Source organism: Halobacillus ihumii (assembly GCF_902726645.1).
Lineage (GTDB): Bacteria > Bacillota > Bacilli > Bacillales > Halobacillaceae > Halobacillus_A > Halobacillus_A ihumii.
In genome coordinates this window covers 2,623,240-2,639,505 of sequence record NZ_CACVAO010000001.1, presented here as the reverse complement: position 1 = coordinate 2,639,505, position 16,266 = coordinate 2,623,240, and the positions used below count along the sequence as shown (strand labels likewise).

Annotated in this window: 10 protein-coding genes; 1 reads left to right on the top strand and 9 read right to left on the bottom strand. The window is 39.8% G+C overall.

Annotated elements, in window-relative coordinates; genetic code table 11:
• Positions 1-13 precede the first annotated feature (13 nt).
• The 7 genes from G6R08_RS13195 to G6R08_RS13165 all read right to left on the bottom strand — a co-directional run bounded on the left by G6R08_RS13195 (position 14) and on the right by G6R08_RS13165 (position 9,871).
• Positions 14-1,480, bottom strand: a complete 1,467-nt coding sequence (locus tag G6R08_RS13195) for a nitrate/nitrite transporter (protein ID WP_163528542.1) — start codon at positions 1,478-1,480, stop codon at positions 14-16.
• A gap of 16 nt (positions 1,481-1,496) precedes the next feature.
• Positions 1,497-3,653, bottom strand: a complete 2,157-nt coding sequence (gene nasC, locus G6R08_RS13190) for an assimilatory nitrate reductase catalytic subunit NasC (RefSeq protein WP_163528540.1) — start codon at positions 3,651-3,653, stop codon at positions 1,497-1,499.
• Positions 3,654-3,700: 47 nt separating this feature from the next.
• Entirely contained in the window at positions 3,701-6,055 is a 2,355-nt protein-coding gene (nirB, locus tag G6R08_RS13185) for a nitrite reductase large subunit NirB (protein ID WP_163528538.1), read from the bottom strand.
• 305 nt (positions 6,056-6,360) lie between these two features.
• Positions 6,361-6,681, bottom strand: coding sequence for a MerR family transcriptional regulator (locus G6R08_RS13180; RefSeq protein WP_163528536.1), 321 nt, complete (start codon positions 6,679-6,681; stop codon positions 6,361-6,363).
• Between the two features lie 188 nt (positions 6,682-6,869).
• Positions 6,870-7,598 (bottom strand): exonuclease domain-containing protein, encoded by a 729-nt coding sequence (locus G6R08_RS13175; RefSeq protein WP_240339713.1) that lies wholly within the window; start codon positions 7,596-7,598, stop codon positions 6,870-6,872.
• The gene (locus G6R08_RS13170) at positions 7,595-8,569 is read right to left on the bottom strand and encodes a DUF294 nucleotidyltransferase-like domain-containing protein (RefSeq protein WP_240339712.1); all 975 of its coding nucleotides are present in this window, start codon (positions 8,567-8,569) and stop codon (positions 7,595-7,597) included. The genes G6R08_RS13175 and G6R08_RS13170 overlap by 4 nt, the downstream gene beginning before the upstream one ends.
• 39 nt (positions 8,570-8,608) lie before the next feature.
• Positions 8,609-9,871, bottom strand: coding sequence for an ammonium transporter (locus tag G6R08_RS13165; protein WP_163528534.1), 1,263 nt, complete (start codon positions 9,869-9,871; stop codon positions 8,609-8,611).
• A 1,182-nt stretch (positions 9,872-11,053) separates the two neighbouring features.
• Between G6R08_RS13165 and G6R08_RS13160 the strand changes: the two genes are divergently transcribed.
• On the top strand, positions 11,054-12,403 hold the full coding sequence (locus G6R08_RS13160) for a glutamine synthetase family protein (RefSeq protein ID WP_240339711.1): 1,350 nt from the start codon (positions 11,054-11,056) through the stop codon (positions 12,401-12,403).
• Positions 12,404-13,143: 740 nt separating this feature from the next.
• Here G6R08_RS13160 and G6R08_RS13155 read toward each other — a convergent pair.
• Together G6R08_RS13155 and G6R08_RS13150 are read right to left on the bottom strand one after the other, a co-directional pair.
• Positions 13,144-13,752 carry a transglutaminase-like domain-containing protein gene (locus tag G6R08_RS13155; protein ID WP_163528532.1) on the bottom strand — a complete coding sequence of 203 codons (609 nt, stop codon included), beginning with the start codon at positions 13,750-13,752 and terminating at the stop codon, positions 13,144-13,146.
• A 905-nt stretch (positions 13,753-14,657) separates the two neighbouring features.
• Positions 14,658-16,217 carry a glycoside hydrolase family 32 protein gene (locus G6R08_RS13150; RefSeq protein WP_420810401.1) on the bottom strand — a complete coding sequence of 520 codons (1,560 nt, stop codon included), beginning with the start codon at positions 16,215-16,217 and terminating at the stop codon, positions 14,658-14,660.
• Between the last annotated feature and the right edge of the window lie 49 nt (positions 16,218-16,266).

Below are 16,266 nucleotides of genomic sequence, written 5' to 3'. Positions count from 1 at the left end.
GTTTTTAGGTAATTTAAACATTTTGTTTCATTCCAGGTTGGTAATGACTTCTGTTCTCCCTTGCCACATTTCGATTTCCCAGTGACTCTATTAATGATGGTTCTTTCATAAAGCAGGTTGTAATAAAGCATATAAACGCCACTGCTCCGATCACCACAAAGAAAGCTGTAGGATACACCAAATTAAGAAATGCAAGAAAACAAACAGAACCAATATTACCGTAAGCCCCTACCATTCCAGCAATCTGACCTGTATTGTTCTTCTTTATGAAAGGAACCATCGAAAATACAGAGCCCGATGCAGCCTGACCGACAATAGAACAAGACATTGTTAATATGACAGCAAGAGCCAACGGCCATTGCCCTGATAGAAAGGACATGCCGAAGTAGAGAATGGAGAGCAGGAACAGTAAAATCATTAGTATTTTTTTACTTCCAAACTTATCACTCATCCATCCACCTGCTGGACGTGCAACCAAGTTAGTAAAGGCAAAACTACTGGCAATCATCCCTGCACCTATTGCCCCCAGTGCAAATGTTTCTTGAAAAAACATTGGTAGCATTGAAATAACAGCTAATTCAGCTCCAAAAGTAGAAAAATAAGAAAGACTTAACACACTTACTTGCTTCATAGAGTACTTTTCTGAAGCTGGTATTTCTGTCTTTAAATAGGCCTGATTTTCCCTCCATATTTTTGCACCTCTATGCACGTATAGTAAACTCAGCAGCATATAAATCGCGATTGCCCATTCCTGAGGGAGTAGTCCAGTTCTCTGTAAGGACCATATAAGTACAGCTAAACCTCCGTAGATCGGAAAATAGGTCATGATGAGGATGATCATATCCGAAAAACTTGTAGCTTTTATCACTTCAGTGGACTTCGACCGTTTGAACTCTTTCTTAGGTGGTGCATCATCTACGAATCGATAGTAAATAAAACCGTAAATGAAAGAAATCATCCCTGTCATAGCGATGGCATATCTCCAGCCATTTTCCCCAAAGAATAATAAAGCCATAAAAGGTAAGGAAAAGGAGGCCATCGCGGATCCTAAGTTCCCCCAGCCTGCATATATTCCTTGCACCAATCCTGATTCATTGTGAGGGAACCATTCAGAAATCATTCGAATGCCTACTACAAAACTAGCTCCTATTATCCCAAGTAATAGTCGAGAGATAAGCAACTGCCAATATGAATTTCCGAATGCAAAAATAAAGCATGGAATGCTCATTACAAATAACAGAATAGAAAAAACATTTTTAGGACCAAATCGGTCAACCAGCTGTCCCATAATGATACGTGCCGGAATCGCTAGGGCCAGATTAACTAGCATTAAGACTCCTATCTCATCTCTGGTCAGCCCAAGTTGTTCCATAATGGTCGAGTTAAAAGGAGCCATATTGAACCAAACCATTACGCTGACAAAAAAGGCTAATGTAGACAAAAATAAGATCTTCTTACTACCTTTGTAGGTTTCTTGCATTAAGTACACCCTCTAACTAATTTTCTATCAGCATTTCCTCTCGACTTAAAACTGGACTTATGCTCACAGCTGTAACCTTAAATCCCGGCATCTGACAGTAAGGATCTAATTCATCAGAGACCAATCGATTGACACTTTGCTCTCCTGCCCAATGAAAAGGGACAAAAACAGTATCTTTCCGAATTTTATTTGACCATTTACTCCTGACGACAATGCTTCCATATCTAGATTCAACTTTTACTAATGTATGGTCCTCCAACTGATACTTCCTTCCTGTATCAGGATGGATCTCCATATAGGCCTCGATATTCCTTGCTGCTAGAGAAGGGCTCTTCCTCGTCTGCTCCCCTGTTAAATAGTGGGACATCACCCTTCCTGTTGTTAAAACTAACGGATAATCTTTATTATAGTCTTCCCGGCGATTACCACTTCCGGTAACCACCATTTGAGCTTTACCGTCCTCAAGAGCAAACTCATGTTCAAATAAGCGCTTTGTCCCTTTATGTTCGAGATTCGGACAAGGCCATAAAATGCCATTTCCCTGTCTAATCTTTTCATAGGTTATCCCGTAGTAATTAGCTTTGCCGCCTCGACTGGCTATTCTGAGTTCTTCAAATATTTCTTCAGTTGTATGGTAGGAAAACTTATCTCCTTCTCCCAACACTTCAGCTATATCACAGAGGATTTGCCAGTCATGTCTGACCTCCCCCGGCAATGGTCGGCTGGCTTCCCTTAATGTCACCCTTCCTTCCACATTCGTCATTGTTCCTTGATTCTCTAAATACGAAGAAGCAGGTAGGATCAAATCAGCTAATTTTGCAGTTTCCGATATAAACATATCGACCACTACTAGAAATTCAAGCTTCTCTAATGACTTTTTTACAAAATTCGCATTGGGACTCGAATGCGCCGGGTTCGAGCACATGACCAGCATGCCCGTAATAAAACCCTTATCTGCCTTTTCAAACATTTTATAGGCTGACACCCCTTTCCCCGGTAATTGCCTTTCATCTATGCCCCATACTTGAGCAATGTAAGAACGGTCATCTTGATTTTCAATAGCACGATATCCTGGCAGCTGATCGGCTTTCTGCCCATGTTCCCTTGCTCCTTGACCATTCCCTTGACCAGTAATGGCTCCATAACCCGAATAAGGCTTGCCAATTTTCCCTGTCGCTAACAGGATGTTAAGAAATGTACGTACCGTCTCAGTTCCATCTGTTTGCTGTTCAATGCCCCTCGCCGTGAAAATCATCCCTGATTCTTCCCGCCCAAATATTTGAGCTGCTTGATACAGCTGGTCTATGTCCACTCCTATCTCGCGAGCACATTCGTTTAAATCCAATTTTGCAAGGTGAAGGGAAACTTCAGCAAAACCATTGACACGCTCACTCAAGAACTCTTTATCGATCAAGTTTTCATCAACGATTATTTTTAGCAATGCATTAGCCAGGGCTAAATCAGTTCCTGGTTTATTTTTCAGATGCAAATCAGCTAGATTTGTTGTCGCTGTTTCTCTTGGGTCTATGGCAATAATATAAGCCCCGTTTTCTTTCGCTAGTTCAAAATACGGCATAATCGTAGGCTGGCACTCGGCAATGTTCGTTCCAGCCAGGATGATACAGCGTGTATAGGGAACCTCTTGTAAACTGTTTGTAAGTCCTCTATCTATTCCAAAGGTTTGATTAGCGCCTGTAGCTGCAGAGGCCATACAAAAGCGCCCGTTATAATCAATGTGTTTCGTTTTTAAAGCAACTCGAGCAAACTTCCCTAATAAATAGGCTTCTTCATTAGTGAGCGAGGCACTTCCGTATACAGATAAAGCATTCACTCCATCCGTCTTTTGTATGGCTATAAACTTCTCCTTAATATGTTGTAAAGCCTCCCCCCATGAAATGGGCAAAAATCCACCTTTCACCTTTAGTAATGGCTGCTTAATACGCTCATTACTGAGCGCATGTTGGTGAGCATTCATCCCTTTCACACAAAGTCGTCCCTCTGTTGTCGGGTTATCCTTCCCGACTGTTTTATACAAATTCCTCGAAACAACCTTCTGTTCAATCAGTTGCATCTTGCACTGCATACTACAAAACGGGCATTGCGTATCATACACATTTTCTGATTGGATCTCTCGCTGCTTGTTTCGAAAATACTTCAACATAAGTTCGGTCATTCTGGATCACCCTCTTCTTGGAAAGTACCTTGAATCTATTAGAATACTTACATATTCACTAAACTACCTTTTCTCCTTGATATGTCAGTATCTAAACTTTGTAGTAAATGAGCAAGAACTTCTTTATCGAATAGCACCTCTCTAATATGAATCAACCCTGCCCGAGCAACCCATTGCCAAATTTGTTCAAGATAATGGGCGGACTCCCGAAAATATTGAATAAAGCCAGCAATCATCTCACACGTTTGTTTTTCTGTCTCAACCACACATAATAGCTCACCAGCCCGGACATGATTGCCGCGCATTCCGCCCACATAAATTTCCCAACCTCCATTTACCTTCATAGCAACAATATCTTTCGTTTTACTTTCTGATGCATCATGCTCACAGGCAGAAATCGCCACTTTAATTCGACTAGGGATCCTAAGAAACTCCAATTTTTCTTCTAATTCTTTAGCGATTTTTAAAGAAGGGCTTTTATCACATCTGCACACATGGTAACCAATATTCGTTTGAATGGTTTCGACATTATTTCCACTCTGTGAGTGGAGGGGCATGTTCAAATCTCTCACAATCTTCGGTAAATCCTCCCGCGCCATCCCCATTAAGTGAATCCTTTGATTACCCGCCACCGCTATTTGTTCCAAATGATATTTTTCGGCTACATCAGTAATTTTTCTAAGTTGCTTAAAATCAAGCATCCCTCCATACAGTTGTGGAACAACTGCTAACGTCTGATTATTCTGAGGAGAGGTAGTCATTTGTTTTCTTAGGGTAAGACCGACATTTTGCTTTTCATATTCGGGGTAAATCATACTCAAATAGTATTCCAAGGCAGGGCGACAAGTTGGACAGCCCTCCTTGTTTTCCCATTCCAATTCCTTCATCACCTCTTGCAAATTCACCAAACTTTTCATTTGGATTTGCCGGACCGCTTCCTCTTCCGTAAGCGTCGTACAGTCACAGAACGTCCGATCCTCTGCTACCTCATTAAAATGATTACTATCAATGTATGCCAAAAGCTCTGCAACAGCTGTCTTGCATCCTCCACATGAACTAGAGGCTTTTGTACAATCTCTAACTTGGCTAACAGTAGATAACCCATTCTGCTGAACCGCACTAATAATTGCCTCCTTAGTTACGCTATTACATGTGCAAACTTGCTCACTTGGTGGTAAAGATGCAACAAGAGATTTACTAGGATCAGGGGACTCAAGCAGAGAAGATTTATCCTGATCCGAGACCACCTTTTGTTTCAAGATCGTATCTAGTATTTTTGGACCTGCACGGCCATCTCCAACTAACACAGCACCAATTGCTCTATTCTCTTGGAAATATATTTTTTTATAAACGCGTTTGACATCATTTTGGTAACGAATCGATTTTGTTCCATGAGGTGATGTGAGCTGACCTGCAGAAAAAACGTCGATCCCAGATATTTTTAATTGAGTGGAAAGCACAGACCCTGGATAGCCAGGTGTGTCCTTTTCACATAAGTGCTTAGCTAAAACAGCACCCTGTTCATAAAGAGGTTTTACTAGACCATAAACCAAACCATTATGCTCAACGCACTCCCCAATAGCATAAATATCTCGAGATCGTGTCTTTAAAAAGTCATCAACCAGAATGCCTTTGTTTGTTTCAATACCGCTCTTTTGTGCCAGTTGGATATTTGGTCTGACCCCGACAGCCATCACTACAAGATCCGCACCTATTTTGGAGCCGTCCTTGAAATGTATCCCTTCTACTCGCCCTTCCCCGACAATTTCCTTTGATTCTTTGTTAAGCAGAAAGTTCATACCCTGGCTCTCCAATTCCTCCTGGAGCATTCGTGATGCCTCTGAGTCCAGTTGCCTTTCCATTAAATAGCTGGAAATGTGGACTACACTTACGGTCATCCCTAGGTTTAACAACCCTCTGGCTGCTTCCAACCCCAACAGTCCTCCTCCGATAACAACTGCTTTTTTATATTTTTTCGCTGTTTTCATCATGGACCGGCAATCTTCTATTGTTCGAAAAGATATCACTCCCTTTTTATCTATACCCCTAAGCGGCAACATGAATGGGGATGAGCCTGTAGCGATAATTAATTTATCATAAGCAACTTCCCTGTATTTATCAGTGATCACTGTCTTCTCATTTTGATTTATTTCCGTCACCGTTTCACCAGAATAAAGCCGAACATTATTTCCCTCGTACCAGCTGTGATCATGAATGACAATATCCTCAAATGACGTTTCTCCTTGTAAAATAGAAGAAAGCATGATTCGACTGTAGCTAACACGAGGTTCGCTTCCAAAAACGGTAATTCGATAGGCTTCAGGATCTTCTTTGATTATGTTCTCTAAACAGCGCACCCCCGCCATCCCATTTCCAATTAACACAAGCTTTTGCTTTCTCATTTATGTCACCTCCGCCTGTTGTAACTGACTGCCTTAAAGATCCAATTAAATTGTTCTTTTTCTGTACGATGATTAATTATTGTTAGTCTAGCACGAGCATACTCTTCCTTCACCTGATGTGTTAGGAAAGCTAACACACTTTTTTTGCCACATCTTTAATCTCTAAACTATTGAAACAACAAAAAAAGCCAACCTGCTCATATGCAAGTTAGCTGATTCGCCTCTTTTTTATCAAATAGGAATGTTACTGACTAATCTCTACAGTTCAACTCGAATGATTATTAGATTGATAATTACAACTTTGGTTATTCTTTGGTACGGAAATGTGCGTTTATTTGACCTCGAATCATCTTTCTACGCATTTGAGATTCTCCCTCTTCCCTCGCTTTTTCCTTTCGCATTTCTTTTCTCAATTCAAATGATTGGACCCCTTCCTCCCGCTTCTCAGCTATTTTCACCAACGTTTCAACATCTAAAAATGAATATTTCCGCGTACCGTTTCCAGTTCGCTCCGGGAAAATAAGCTTCCGTTGTTCATTGTACCTAATTTGTCGTTCCGAGAGGCCTGTTAGTTCCTTGACTACCCCTATAGAAATCACCTTTTTACTCTTATAGTCATCTGTCAAGCACCTCTCACCTCATTACATATCTGTTCTTACCGACTTAACAAGCCCTTAATCCTTGTAGTACCTTATTCGTCTTGCAGATAATAAGTTAAAACCTTGAACTTCTTACCGGTAAAGTTGCTGCATCATCTGGAATATCATTGTTGTTCATATTCCTCTCCCCTCCCCGTTTTCCTCCATACCAGTGATTACCTTAACGTAGCAATATGTGTATATACATCTCTCAAATTTTGATAACCTAATTCCTGAATTTCGCGGATACATTTAGACCACAACTTTGCTGTAGCTATTGCATCTTGCAGAGCATGATGCCTTTGATTATTTGAAATATTGTAATAGGCACAACATTCATCAAGTGTCACTAATCCGGCTTCGGGATGAATAACCTTTGTTAAGAATGTCGTATCAATGATCCGGTGTCGAAAGCTTTTCCTTAGCGCATGCCAGGTAGCGTGGTTCATAAATTGCTTCTCATGATTGGCATGATGGGCAACAAGTACATCGCTTTTAATAAATTGATAAAATTCCTTTAACACATCATGAATTGTTTCAGAATCCTTAAGCATTTCATTCGTTATTCCAGTTAATTGCTCGACTTCTTCTGAAGGTGCTGAGTCACTATAAACAAGTGAATAAAAAGTCTCCTCATCTAAGATTTCATCCCCTTGCATTTTCACAGCGCCAATCGATAAAATTCGATCCCCTTTATATGGATAAAATCCCGACGTTTCTAAATCAAAGACAACCATACTTAACTTATCAAATGGAATTTCTAATACATCTTTGTTTTTTAGTTCTCGTTGCAAATCTCTCATATAAGCAATTTTCCTTGGATCAGTTTGGCTTGATAACGATGAGAAGCCCCCTAACCCGCCAGTCAACTGTTTAATGAATTGTATCATTTGATCCATAATCATGAAGAACACTCTTTTTCAATGGTTGTTTTGGTCTTAGAAAATAGTTTATGACCTCTTTTAATCGTCTGCTTAAGTTTCTGTTTATCAGATTTTGATAACGTATCCACCGAAATGAGATGCACTTCCCTATAGTTTTTCGAGACTTTTCTGTAAACCAGCCGAAACTCTAGTAGACTTATAAAGTCATTTTCGAATTCTCGAACAAATGGATACTTGGGCGCAAGTTCTTTAAATCGTGACAAAGTTGATGGAGTGAAAACCTCCCTTTTTAGAGCCAGCAATCTCAGAGCATTTATATAAGGAAAAAAGGTTGTCTGTTTTAACTCAATGTTTCCAGCATTTTCTCCGTGCTGCTCTGGCAGTAACTGACCGAATACACCCACTCCTTTTTTGATAAAATCTACATTCTCCACCAGGCGGAGATATAGACCCTGGTGAACGTGTAACATCGAAAACGCCTTTTTCTTTAACTGATTTAAACAGTGATCCTCCCCGATTAGTACACGAGAATCAAAAAAGGTTAAAAAATGCCGAAGAGATTGCCAGCTAGCCTCCTCAAGCCATTCAGAAATTTGCATCTCAAATCCATGCATAGACTGACACCAAAGTGGATTGGAAGCCATCACCTTTCCATCGCATCGTTCGTAGCCAACTAAAGTTAGAGCATGACTAATTTCAGTTCCCAGCCTTAAAAAGTAATTTTGACAGTCCTCATTAGAATTGTCATAGATAATACCATGGTCCTGATCGCTCCATACTGACTGTTCAAACCTTCCTGCACTCCCCATTAAAAAGAAAGCAAAAGGGGCAGGAGGATTTCCCCGCTCACATTTTACTTTCTCTATAGCCATCAGAACGGTTTTTCTAACCAGTTCATCATGAAATGCATTTAATTTTCTGTGATCTGTAGCAACGGTGCTCATTTGCTGTTGCTCCCGCCATTGCATAATTTCAGCGTAGCTTTTCAACACTCACATCAATTCCTTTATTTGGGATAAAAATTGTTATGGTTAAGCACCGGTTTTTGTATCTGGTTGAGATACATTCTCCGGATACCCATAACCACCATGTTCGCTTAAGTCAAGTCCCATGATTTCCTCTTCTTCCGTTACACGAAGACCGCCCATGACCGTATCCATCACTTTTAAAATGATAAAGGACACTACGAATGCATAAAGTCCACATGTCACCACTCCTAATATTTGGACGCTAAGCTGCTCAAATCCACCGCCGTAAAATAAGCCCGGCCGCCCAACGGTAGCTAATTTAGGTGTTGCAAATAAGCCATTTGACAGAGTGCCCCATACACCTGCAGTACCGTGAACAGATAAAGCAAAAATTGGATCGTCTATTCTCTTCTTATCAAAGAACTTCATACTGAAGAAGACAATAAAGCCAGCAATTAAGCCAATAACCACCGCTGCCCATGGTTCAACAAATGCACAAGATGCGGTAATAGCAACAAGACCAGCTAGAGCCCCATTCAAAGTTGTTGGAACATTCGCTTTACCTGTTAAAGCCCATACAACTAGCATAGAACCGATGGCTCCAGCACCTGCAGCTAATTGTGTATTAAGTGCTACGTAACCAAAAAAGGCATCAGCTACACCGAATGTACTTCCTGCATTGAATCCGAACCATCCTACCCAAAGAATAAGTACGCCTAACGCAGTAAACACTTGGTTATGTCCAGCAATTTCATTCGAAGATCCATCTTTATTATATTTACCGATCCTCGGCTTCAAAATAATGGTAGCAGCTAGAGCTGCCATAGCACCAGTTAAATGCACAACAGTGGAACCTGCAAAGTCTTGCTTTCCATGCTCTGCCAACCAGCCGCCTCCCCAAATCCAATGAGCGATAACAGGATAAACTAAAGCGGAAAATAATACAGCAAAAATAACATAAGATGACAACTTCGCCCGCTCAGCAAATCCCCCGAATGCAATCGTCATAGCAATTGCAGCAAATGCCAACTGGAAAAAGAAATACACAGAGCCGGCTAACCCTTCCCCCATGGTAGTTGCATCACCATAAAAGAAATCCGAAAAACCTATGATAGTATTTCCTTCTCCATAAATAAGTCCGTAACCTAAGGCCCAAAAAACCAACGATACAATGCCTACTGTAAAAACTGTCTTACCAGCAATATGACCCGCATTCTTCATTCTTGTTGATCCAGCCTCAAGTAAAATAAATCCACCTTGCATGAATAGTACCAGAACAGCACAAATGACAATCCACAGGTTATTCATTAAGAAAATGGTATCCATTAGAACCTCTCTCCTTTTGTGTAATATTTTTTGACATCATTTGTTATATATTAATGTATCAGTGTCGAAATATTTGCACAACTACATTGTCAGCTTATCTGACAATGTATTTAACTCTATGGAAAGGAGAATTTGGCCAGGAATTACTAACGGATGCCTGACAGAACATGAAAAATATTGCCCTTCACCAAACTGGGGTCAGTTAGTTAAAAGGGAAGTTTCTTTCGCTTGAGGGAGGTTATTCAACGGCCTCAAACCCAACTGGTTGTATATAAAAGCAGCTGCTTCAGATTTGTTTTAGACAAAGCTTACCGGTAGAATAGTCATACCTCATAAAATCCTGAACATGAGCAGGCAAGTATATAATAAATTATAGGGAACTATTCCGGCAGGGGCCGAAAAAAGCGAGGGTCTTGTAGGCCTTACCCTAGGCGGGGGATTGGTATGTTAAGTCGATTGTTGGGCTGAGTTGCGTAATCTGCTTGAAATTGAAACGGTAAAAACGGGGAGACTTCAGTAATCTTTAAACCCCTGCGTCGTACTTTTCCAAATCCCATGATTAACATCCTTTCCTTTGTTTACATTTTGTTGTGCGATGAATAAAGGCGTCACTTGAATTATTCTCATATATTCCAGGCTTCCCACTTTTCTTAGGGATGAAGAAGAAGGATTTTGATCATGCGAGTGAATGTATGCGTATAAGTTTAACTGGCTCTGATGAAGAATTTATTGGCGGGATTAAATTTCGGCAAAAATATGGAACACTATTTCCTTAAGAGGGAAAAAGTAATTTAGAATATAATTAAAATAGTAATGCCCGGCGTCAATTTAATGACGCCGGGCATTATACGTAAATCATGGAAAATACGTTAATTCAGGATGAGAATAATCATTTAATGGGAAACTTGCTCTAACAGTTTCGATCTAAGGATGGATAGACAATTTCTTAGCGTAAGGATTTTCCGGGATTTTTATGGTATAAATTGGCCTAGCGCGGGTCAAACATCAAAATGTTGGGGAGACGCCTTCGTGGTGTGTTTCGTGCAAAAAGTGATGGGTAATTTTCGAAATATATTGATAACTAAGTACAAAACATGTTAGAATTCCTCACATGTAATGAAGTATATTTGCACATACATGTTTCAGGCACGGAAGTATTCAAAATTATTTAGGAGAGGGTAAATGATGACCACTACAGAAGCTGTTAAAGAGCAGGATAGTAAGACCTACACGAAAGAGGATATCAGACAGGAAGTTCAAGAAAATAATGTGGAGTTTATTTTATTAGAGTTTACCGATATGCTTGGGGAAACAAAGAATGTTGAGCTGCCAATTGAAGAACTGGACCTGGTATTAGATGATGAAGCCATGTTTGACAGTTCTTCCATTTCCGGGTTCTCCGAAATTCAGGAAAGTGACATGTATCTCGTTCCTGATTTAGATACATTTTTGATCCTTCCTGCGATGGTAGATGAAGATCGCAGCGCTCGTTTTATTTGTGACATTTATAAACCGGACGGCACACCGTTTGAAGGAGACCCCCGTTATATTTTAAAAAGGGCTATGAAAAAAGCAGAAGCGATGGGATATACCGTCAATGTAGGGCCAGAACCTGAATTCTTTTTGTTTAAATTAAATGACGAAGGCTATCCTATTCGTAAAATGAATGATCGTGGGGGCTACTTCGACTCATCCCCAAAAGATAAAGGGGATAAAGTCCGCCGAGACATCATGCGTACATTGAAAAAGTATGGTTTTCAAATGGAAGCATCCCACCATGAAGTAGCCATGGGGCAGCACGAAATCAATTTCCGCTTTGACAGCATGTTAAAAGCAGCAGACAATATTCAAACATTTAAAAACGTCGTCAAGGATATCGCAACTAATCATGATTACCACGCTACATTTATGCCAAAACCAATCCTAGGTGAAAATGGCTCAGGAATGCATTGCCACTTATCGCTATTTAAAGATGGAGACAGCGCTTTCTATGATGAAGATGCTAAGGATGGAGTTTCTAGAACAATGAAACAGTTTATTGCCGGGATCCTCCATCATGCCAGCGGAATTGCTGCGATCACGAACCCAAATGTCAACTCTTATAAGCGTCTCGTACCTGGTTATGAGGCTCCCGTTAGCGTTGCTTGGTCCCACTCGAACCGCAGTTGTATGGTCCGTGTACCGACGACACGCGGGAAAGGAACGCGCTTTGAAGTTCGTAACCCAGACCCTACAGCGAACCCGTATTTAGCGTTAGCTGTTTTGATACAAGCAGGTCTTGAAGGAATCCATAATGAACTAGATGCTGGTGAAGCAGAAAGCCGTAACCTCTATGAAGTTGATGATGACAGTGTTCCAACATTGCCTACCAACCTTAAAGAAGCTATTAAAGCACTGAGAAAAGACCCTGTTCTTTTAGATGCTCTTGGTGACCATACTTCTAAAGCTTATATTGAAGATAAGGAAGCTGAATGGACCGAGTACTCCCTACAAGTTAGTAAGTGGGAAATGGATAAGTATATGAATAACTAATAAATAAAAGCTAGGAGTACCAGAAGAACACCTCTGGGTAAGTTTAACTAAGTTCGGAAATAAGGGGGGGTCGGTTAAATTCGACACGACCTGTGCCGACATCTAACCTCCTTACTTTCGTATTTAGCCTTAATTCGACAACTTTTCGAATACGGACTTATAACTTTTTAAAATGTCGTGTGTTATGTGCATGAAGGATTGGTTTCGTACGTTGTGTACCGTATTGTTCCCTGATCTCTAATCGACTCACTTCCCATTTCAACTTGTTATAACTCTTAAGCTGTCCCCTGTCAGAACTCCCTCTTGAATAACTGTTGCACGATACAACCCGATTCGCTTTCATGTTGACAATTTCTAAAAAAAATTTGCAGCTTAATTCTTCGATATTAGAAATGATTGAATCAACATTTTCCTCCCCGCCCCAAAGCTGCAGCTCTCTCTCATACTTGGTGTATCGACAACCACGTTAAGCGCCTCGATGACAACAGATTGTAAGGTTCATTATTGCTTCACCAACCCCCCTCCGTATGTTCCTGTGTTGTTGGACGTGGCCATAACGTATCAATTTATTATTTAAATTGCGCAGTTCTAATATTTATTTTGCACGTACAAAAAAGTAGAGGATCATCCATATTAATGGATGACCCTCTTATATTTCTTCAACAAAAGCTCCATATTGTTGAATACTGTAATAATTGACTTCGTTGGTATTCAATTAAAGCGCTCCGATAACAGAACAACTATAAATATGCTGGCAAATGATGTTTATACATTTCAATAACATCTGCATGGTTTCTAAGGGTAAAGAGTGTTTTTGGGTGAGGATCGACATAAATCATTGGATAATCCTTTTCATCCTTATCTTCGTTGACTTTAAAAGCTAACTTTTCTTCGTCGATTGAAAATTGTGCATCAATACCCTTTTTGTTCCCACGGGCATCTATTCGAATCCATTTATTCTTGGATCTTAAGAAAATGGCATTTAAAGCATGAATACAATAGCCTTTCTCTGGTGTGTCAAATAGCATTAAACGTTGGTAACAAAAACCTGTGGGTATATTTTGCGATCGTAATAAAGCAGCCAGTAAATTTGATTTTGCATAACAAATACCCTCTCTATAATTTAGGGTATCAGAAGCATCACATGTCACCCGTTCTCCCTTAATATCCCAAGAGTGATCAATTTGATCTCTAACAAATTTAAAAGCTATTTCAGCCTTTTCAATTTCTGATTGAGCTTGGTTGAATAATTCAGTAATCTTCTCTTGTACTTTTGGGTGGGAATAATTAATTTCTGTTGTACCAAGTAAATAATCATTCATCAAACTAGACTCGCAAACCAACTCCATAAACACCCTCCTTATATGTAAAATACATTTAGGATACATTGTGTAACCACAAATTTAAAGTCCGAATTTTAATAGTTAAACATACTCTAGACGTATCGAGTTCCTCCACAATCGTAGCAATAGGTAAGCCTTTGAGGTTATCGCCAGCTTTCATCAAATTCCCCTTCTCCCGCTACACCTTCTTTTCCAGACTTCCTTTAGCATTTCTACATGCTCTTGAAGCATAAGGGAAGTCCATTTAATCGTCCCCTCAATCGTTAAATCCTTACTATACCCCCACTTGCCTCCTTGATTTATATGATGCTCCGAATGATATTTTCCAGTTAAATTCAATGTATCGTTTAAATAAGTCGGTACATCCCTTAGAATTGAACCCTTTTAGTATAAAGAGGACCGGAATAGGATCTGTTTATGGACAGATTCAAGTGTTTCTTTCAAAGGAGATAACATTACGCCACCCATGGGTTCACCTAATTAAATAATACGAAATAAGCCACATACTAACAGATGATGACAGTTCCTAACAAGTCCAAAACTATTCCCTAAAATAAAAGAATATAAGTACTAGAATAAAAGTATGTCAAGAAGTATTCATAAAAACCCCAGGCCAACAGGTGCAGTCTCCTACGATTTTACAGAACAACCTGAGATGTTGACAATACTGAATTGAATTTATGATATTGTTTAGGAAATCGTTGAGGGTGTTAAAGAAGGGATTATAACAACCCCTAACCTTACGACTTTGCTAAAGTTGCAGACCTAGGGGATTACAACACCTGCTTTGGAAGAAGCCCGTTTCTAATGATGTTCTTATCACTTCTTTAAAGTTGAGATCATAGCTGTATAATAAAAAAAAGGACTCATTGCTTTGGAGCATGAGTCCCTTCTTACAATAAAAACTATCGTTATTCTTTATTCCAAACGGATTCCATTTCATTTATGGTTAACGAGGTCAATTTTACATTACCGTTTTTACTGAATATTTCTAAACCATCACTTGAACCATCCGGGAAAATTAAATTGGTCATCACCTTTTCACCGTTGTTGGCAAATACCTCAACAGATGAGTGATCTACAAAGATATGCAATTTTATTTTATTATCTATCGGGTCTAAAGGAGCTGTAAATTTACCTGCAAAGGACTTACTAAATTCATCCTCACCGGAGTCCGTTCGATCAAATATCAATTGTTCCTCCGAGACATCATATTTGATAACAGTTTCCTCATTTGCTCCTTTTCTAACCTTGAAACCAAATTCTGACGCAGAGCCTAATTCAAATTCTGCAGTAATTTCATAGGTTTTACTGTCAAAATCGGCAAGAATGTTTTCACCAGGCTTAATCGTTTCCTCTTGCCATTTATAAGGTTTTTTCTCGATTCTTCGCAACTCTTTAACAGGGTTTTGTACTAGTTTAACACCTTCCCCAGAGAACGTCTTTAAAGATAGCTCTCTAGGTATAGACATTGCACTTCTCCAAGGACTTGTCGGAATTGCTTGGGCGTACTGCCAATTGTTCATCCAGGCAATCCAAATTTGACGGTTATTCGTATTGGACCACGTTTGGGTAGCATAAAAGTCTTTTCCGTAATCTACCCATTTGACTTCATTCTGAGGATTGTCATTAACAAATTTAGCCCCATCAAACTCACCAATAAAGTACTGCCCTCCAGAGCCACCGTGAACAGATCCTGGATTGATATCAACTTGCAGTACCCATTTCGTGTTTGTAGGATCGCCATCTACCGGCAATTTGAATAACTCAGGACACTCCCAAACTCCCCCATGTGCACCCTGGTTTTCACCAAACTTACTCATCAGTTTCCATTCAATTAGATTTTTAGAAGAATAAAATCTAACGTGATCCCCCGCAGCTATGGTCATCACCCATTTTTCATCTTCCTCATACCACATAACTTTTGGGTCCCGAAAATCTACTATGTCAGAGTTTGGTATGACAGGATTTCCAGAATATTTGGTCCACGTCTCCCCCTCATCCGTACTATAAGCAATACTTTGTTGCTGCGTTTCGCCAGCACTGGTGTAGATAGCTATCAACCCTCCAGAACCATTTTCGAACAAACCACTTGTATTATGTTTATCCACTACGATACTTCCGGAAAAAATCGCACCAAGATCATCTGGTTTCAATGCCACAGGACGATGCTCCCAATGAACAAGATCCTTACTTACTGCATGCCCCCAGCTCATGTTCCCCCACTTATTACCATAAGGGTTATGTTGGTAAAACAAATGATATTTCCCTTTATAATAGACCAAACCATTTGGATCATTCATCCAGTTTTTTTCTGGGGTGAAATGATACTGTGGCCGATTTTCCTCATTATAATAGTTATCCGATTGTTTTTTTGGACTTGCATTGGATTTATTCATGCCAAATGATCCTAGCAACATAGCGAATATCGCAAAAAGCACGATAAATTTCCCCGTATTTGAACGCCTCATTTTTACGTCCTCCTTATATGATTATTTCTGCTTAATAAAGCTTAGTATA

Bases quoted from the DNA above. Each gene is read 5' to 3' on its own strand.
- G6R08_RS13155 (WP_163528532.1), bottom strand. From the start codon at position 13,752: ATGGAGTTGGTTTGCGAGTCTAGTTTGATGAATGATTATTTACTTGGT.
- G6R08_RS13195 (WP_163528542.1), bottom strand. From the start codon at position 1,480: ATGCAAGAAACCTACAAAGGTAGTAAGAAGATCTTATTTTTGTCTACA.
- G6R08_RS13165 (WP_163528534.1), bottom strand. From the start codon at position 9,871: ATGGATACCATTTTCTTAATGAATAACCTGTGGATTGTCATTTGTGCT.
- nasC (WP_163528540.1), bottom strand. From the start codon at position 3,653: ATGACCGAACTTATGTTGAAGTATTTTCGAAACAAGCAGCGAGAGATC.
- G6R08_RS13160 (WP_240339711.1), top strand. From the start codon at position 11,054: ATGATGACCACTACAGAAGCTGTTAAAGAGCAGGATAGTAAGACCTAC.
- G6R08_RS13150 (WP_420810401.1), bottom strand. From the start codon at position 16,217: ATGAGGCGTTCAAATACGGGGAAATTTATCGTGCTTTTTGCGATATTC.
- G6R08_RS13175 (WP_240339713.1), bottom strand. From the start codon at position 7,598: ATGATTATGGATCAAATGATACAATTCATTAAACAGTTGACTGGCGGG.
- nirB (WP_163528538.1), bottom strand. From the start codon at position 6,055: ATGAGAAAGCAAAAGCTTGTGTTAATTGGAAATGGGATGGCGGGGGTG.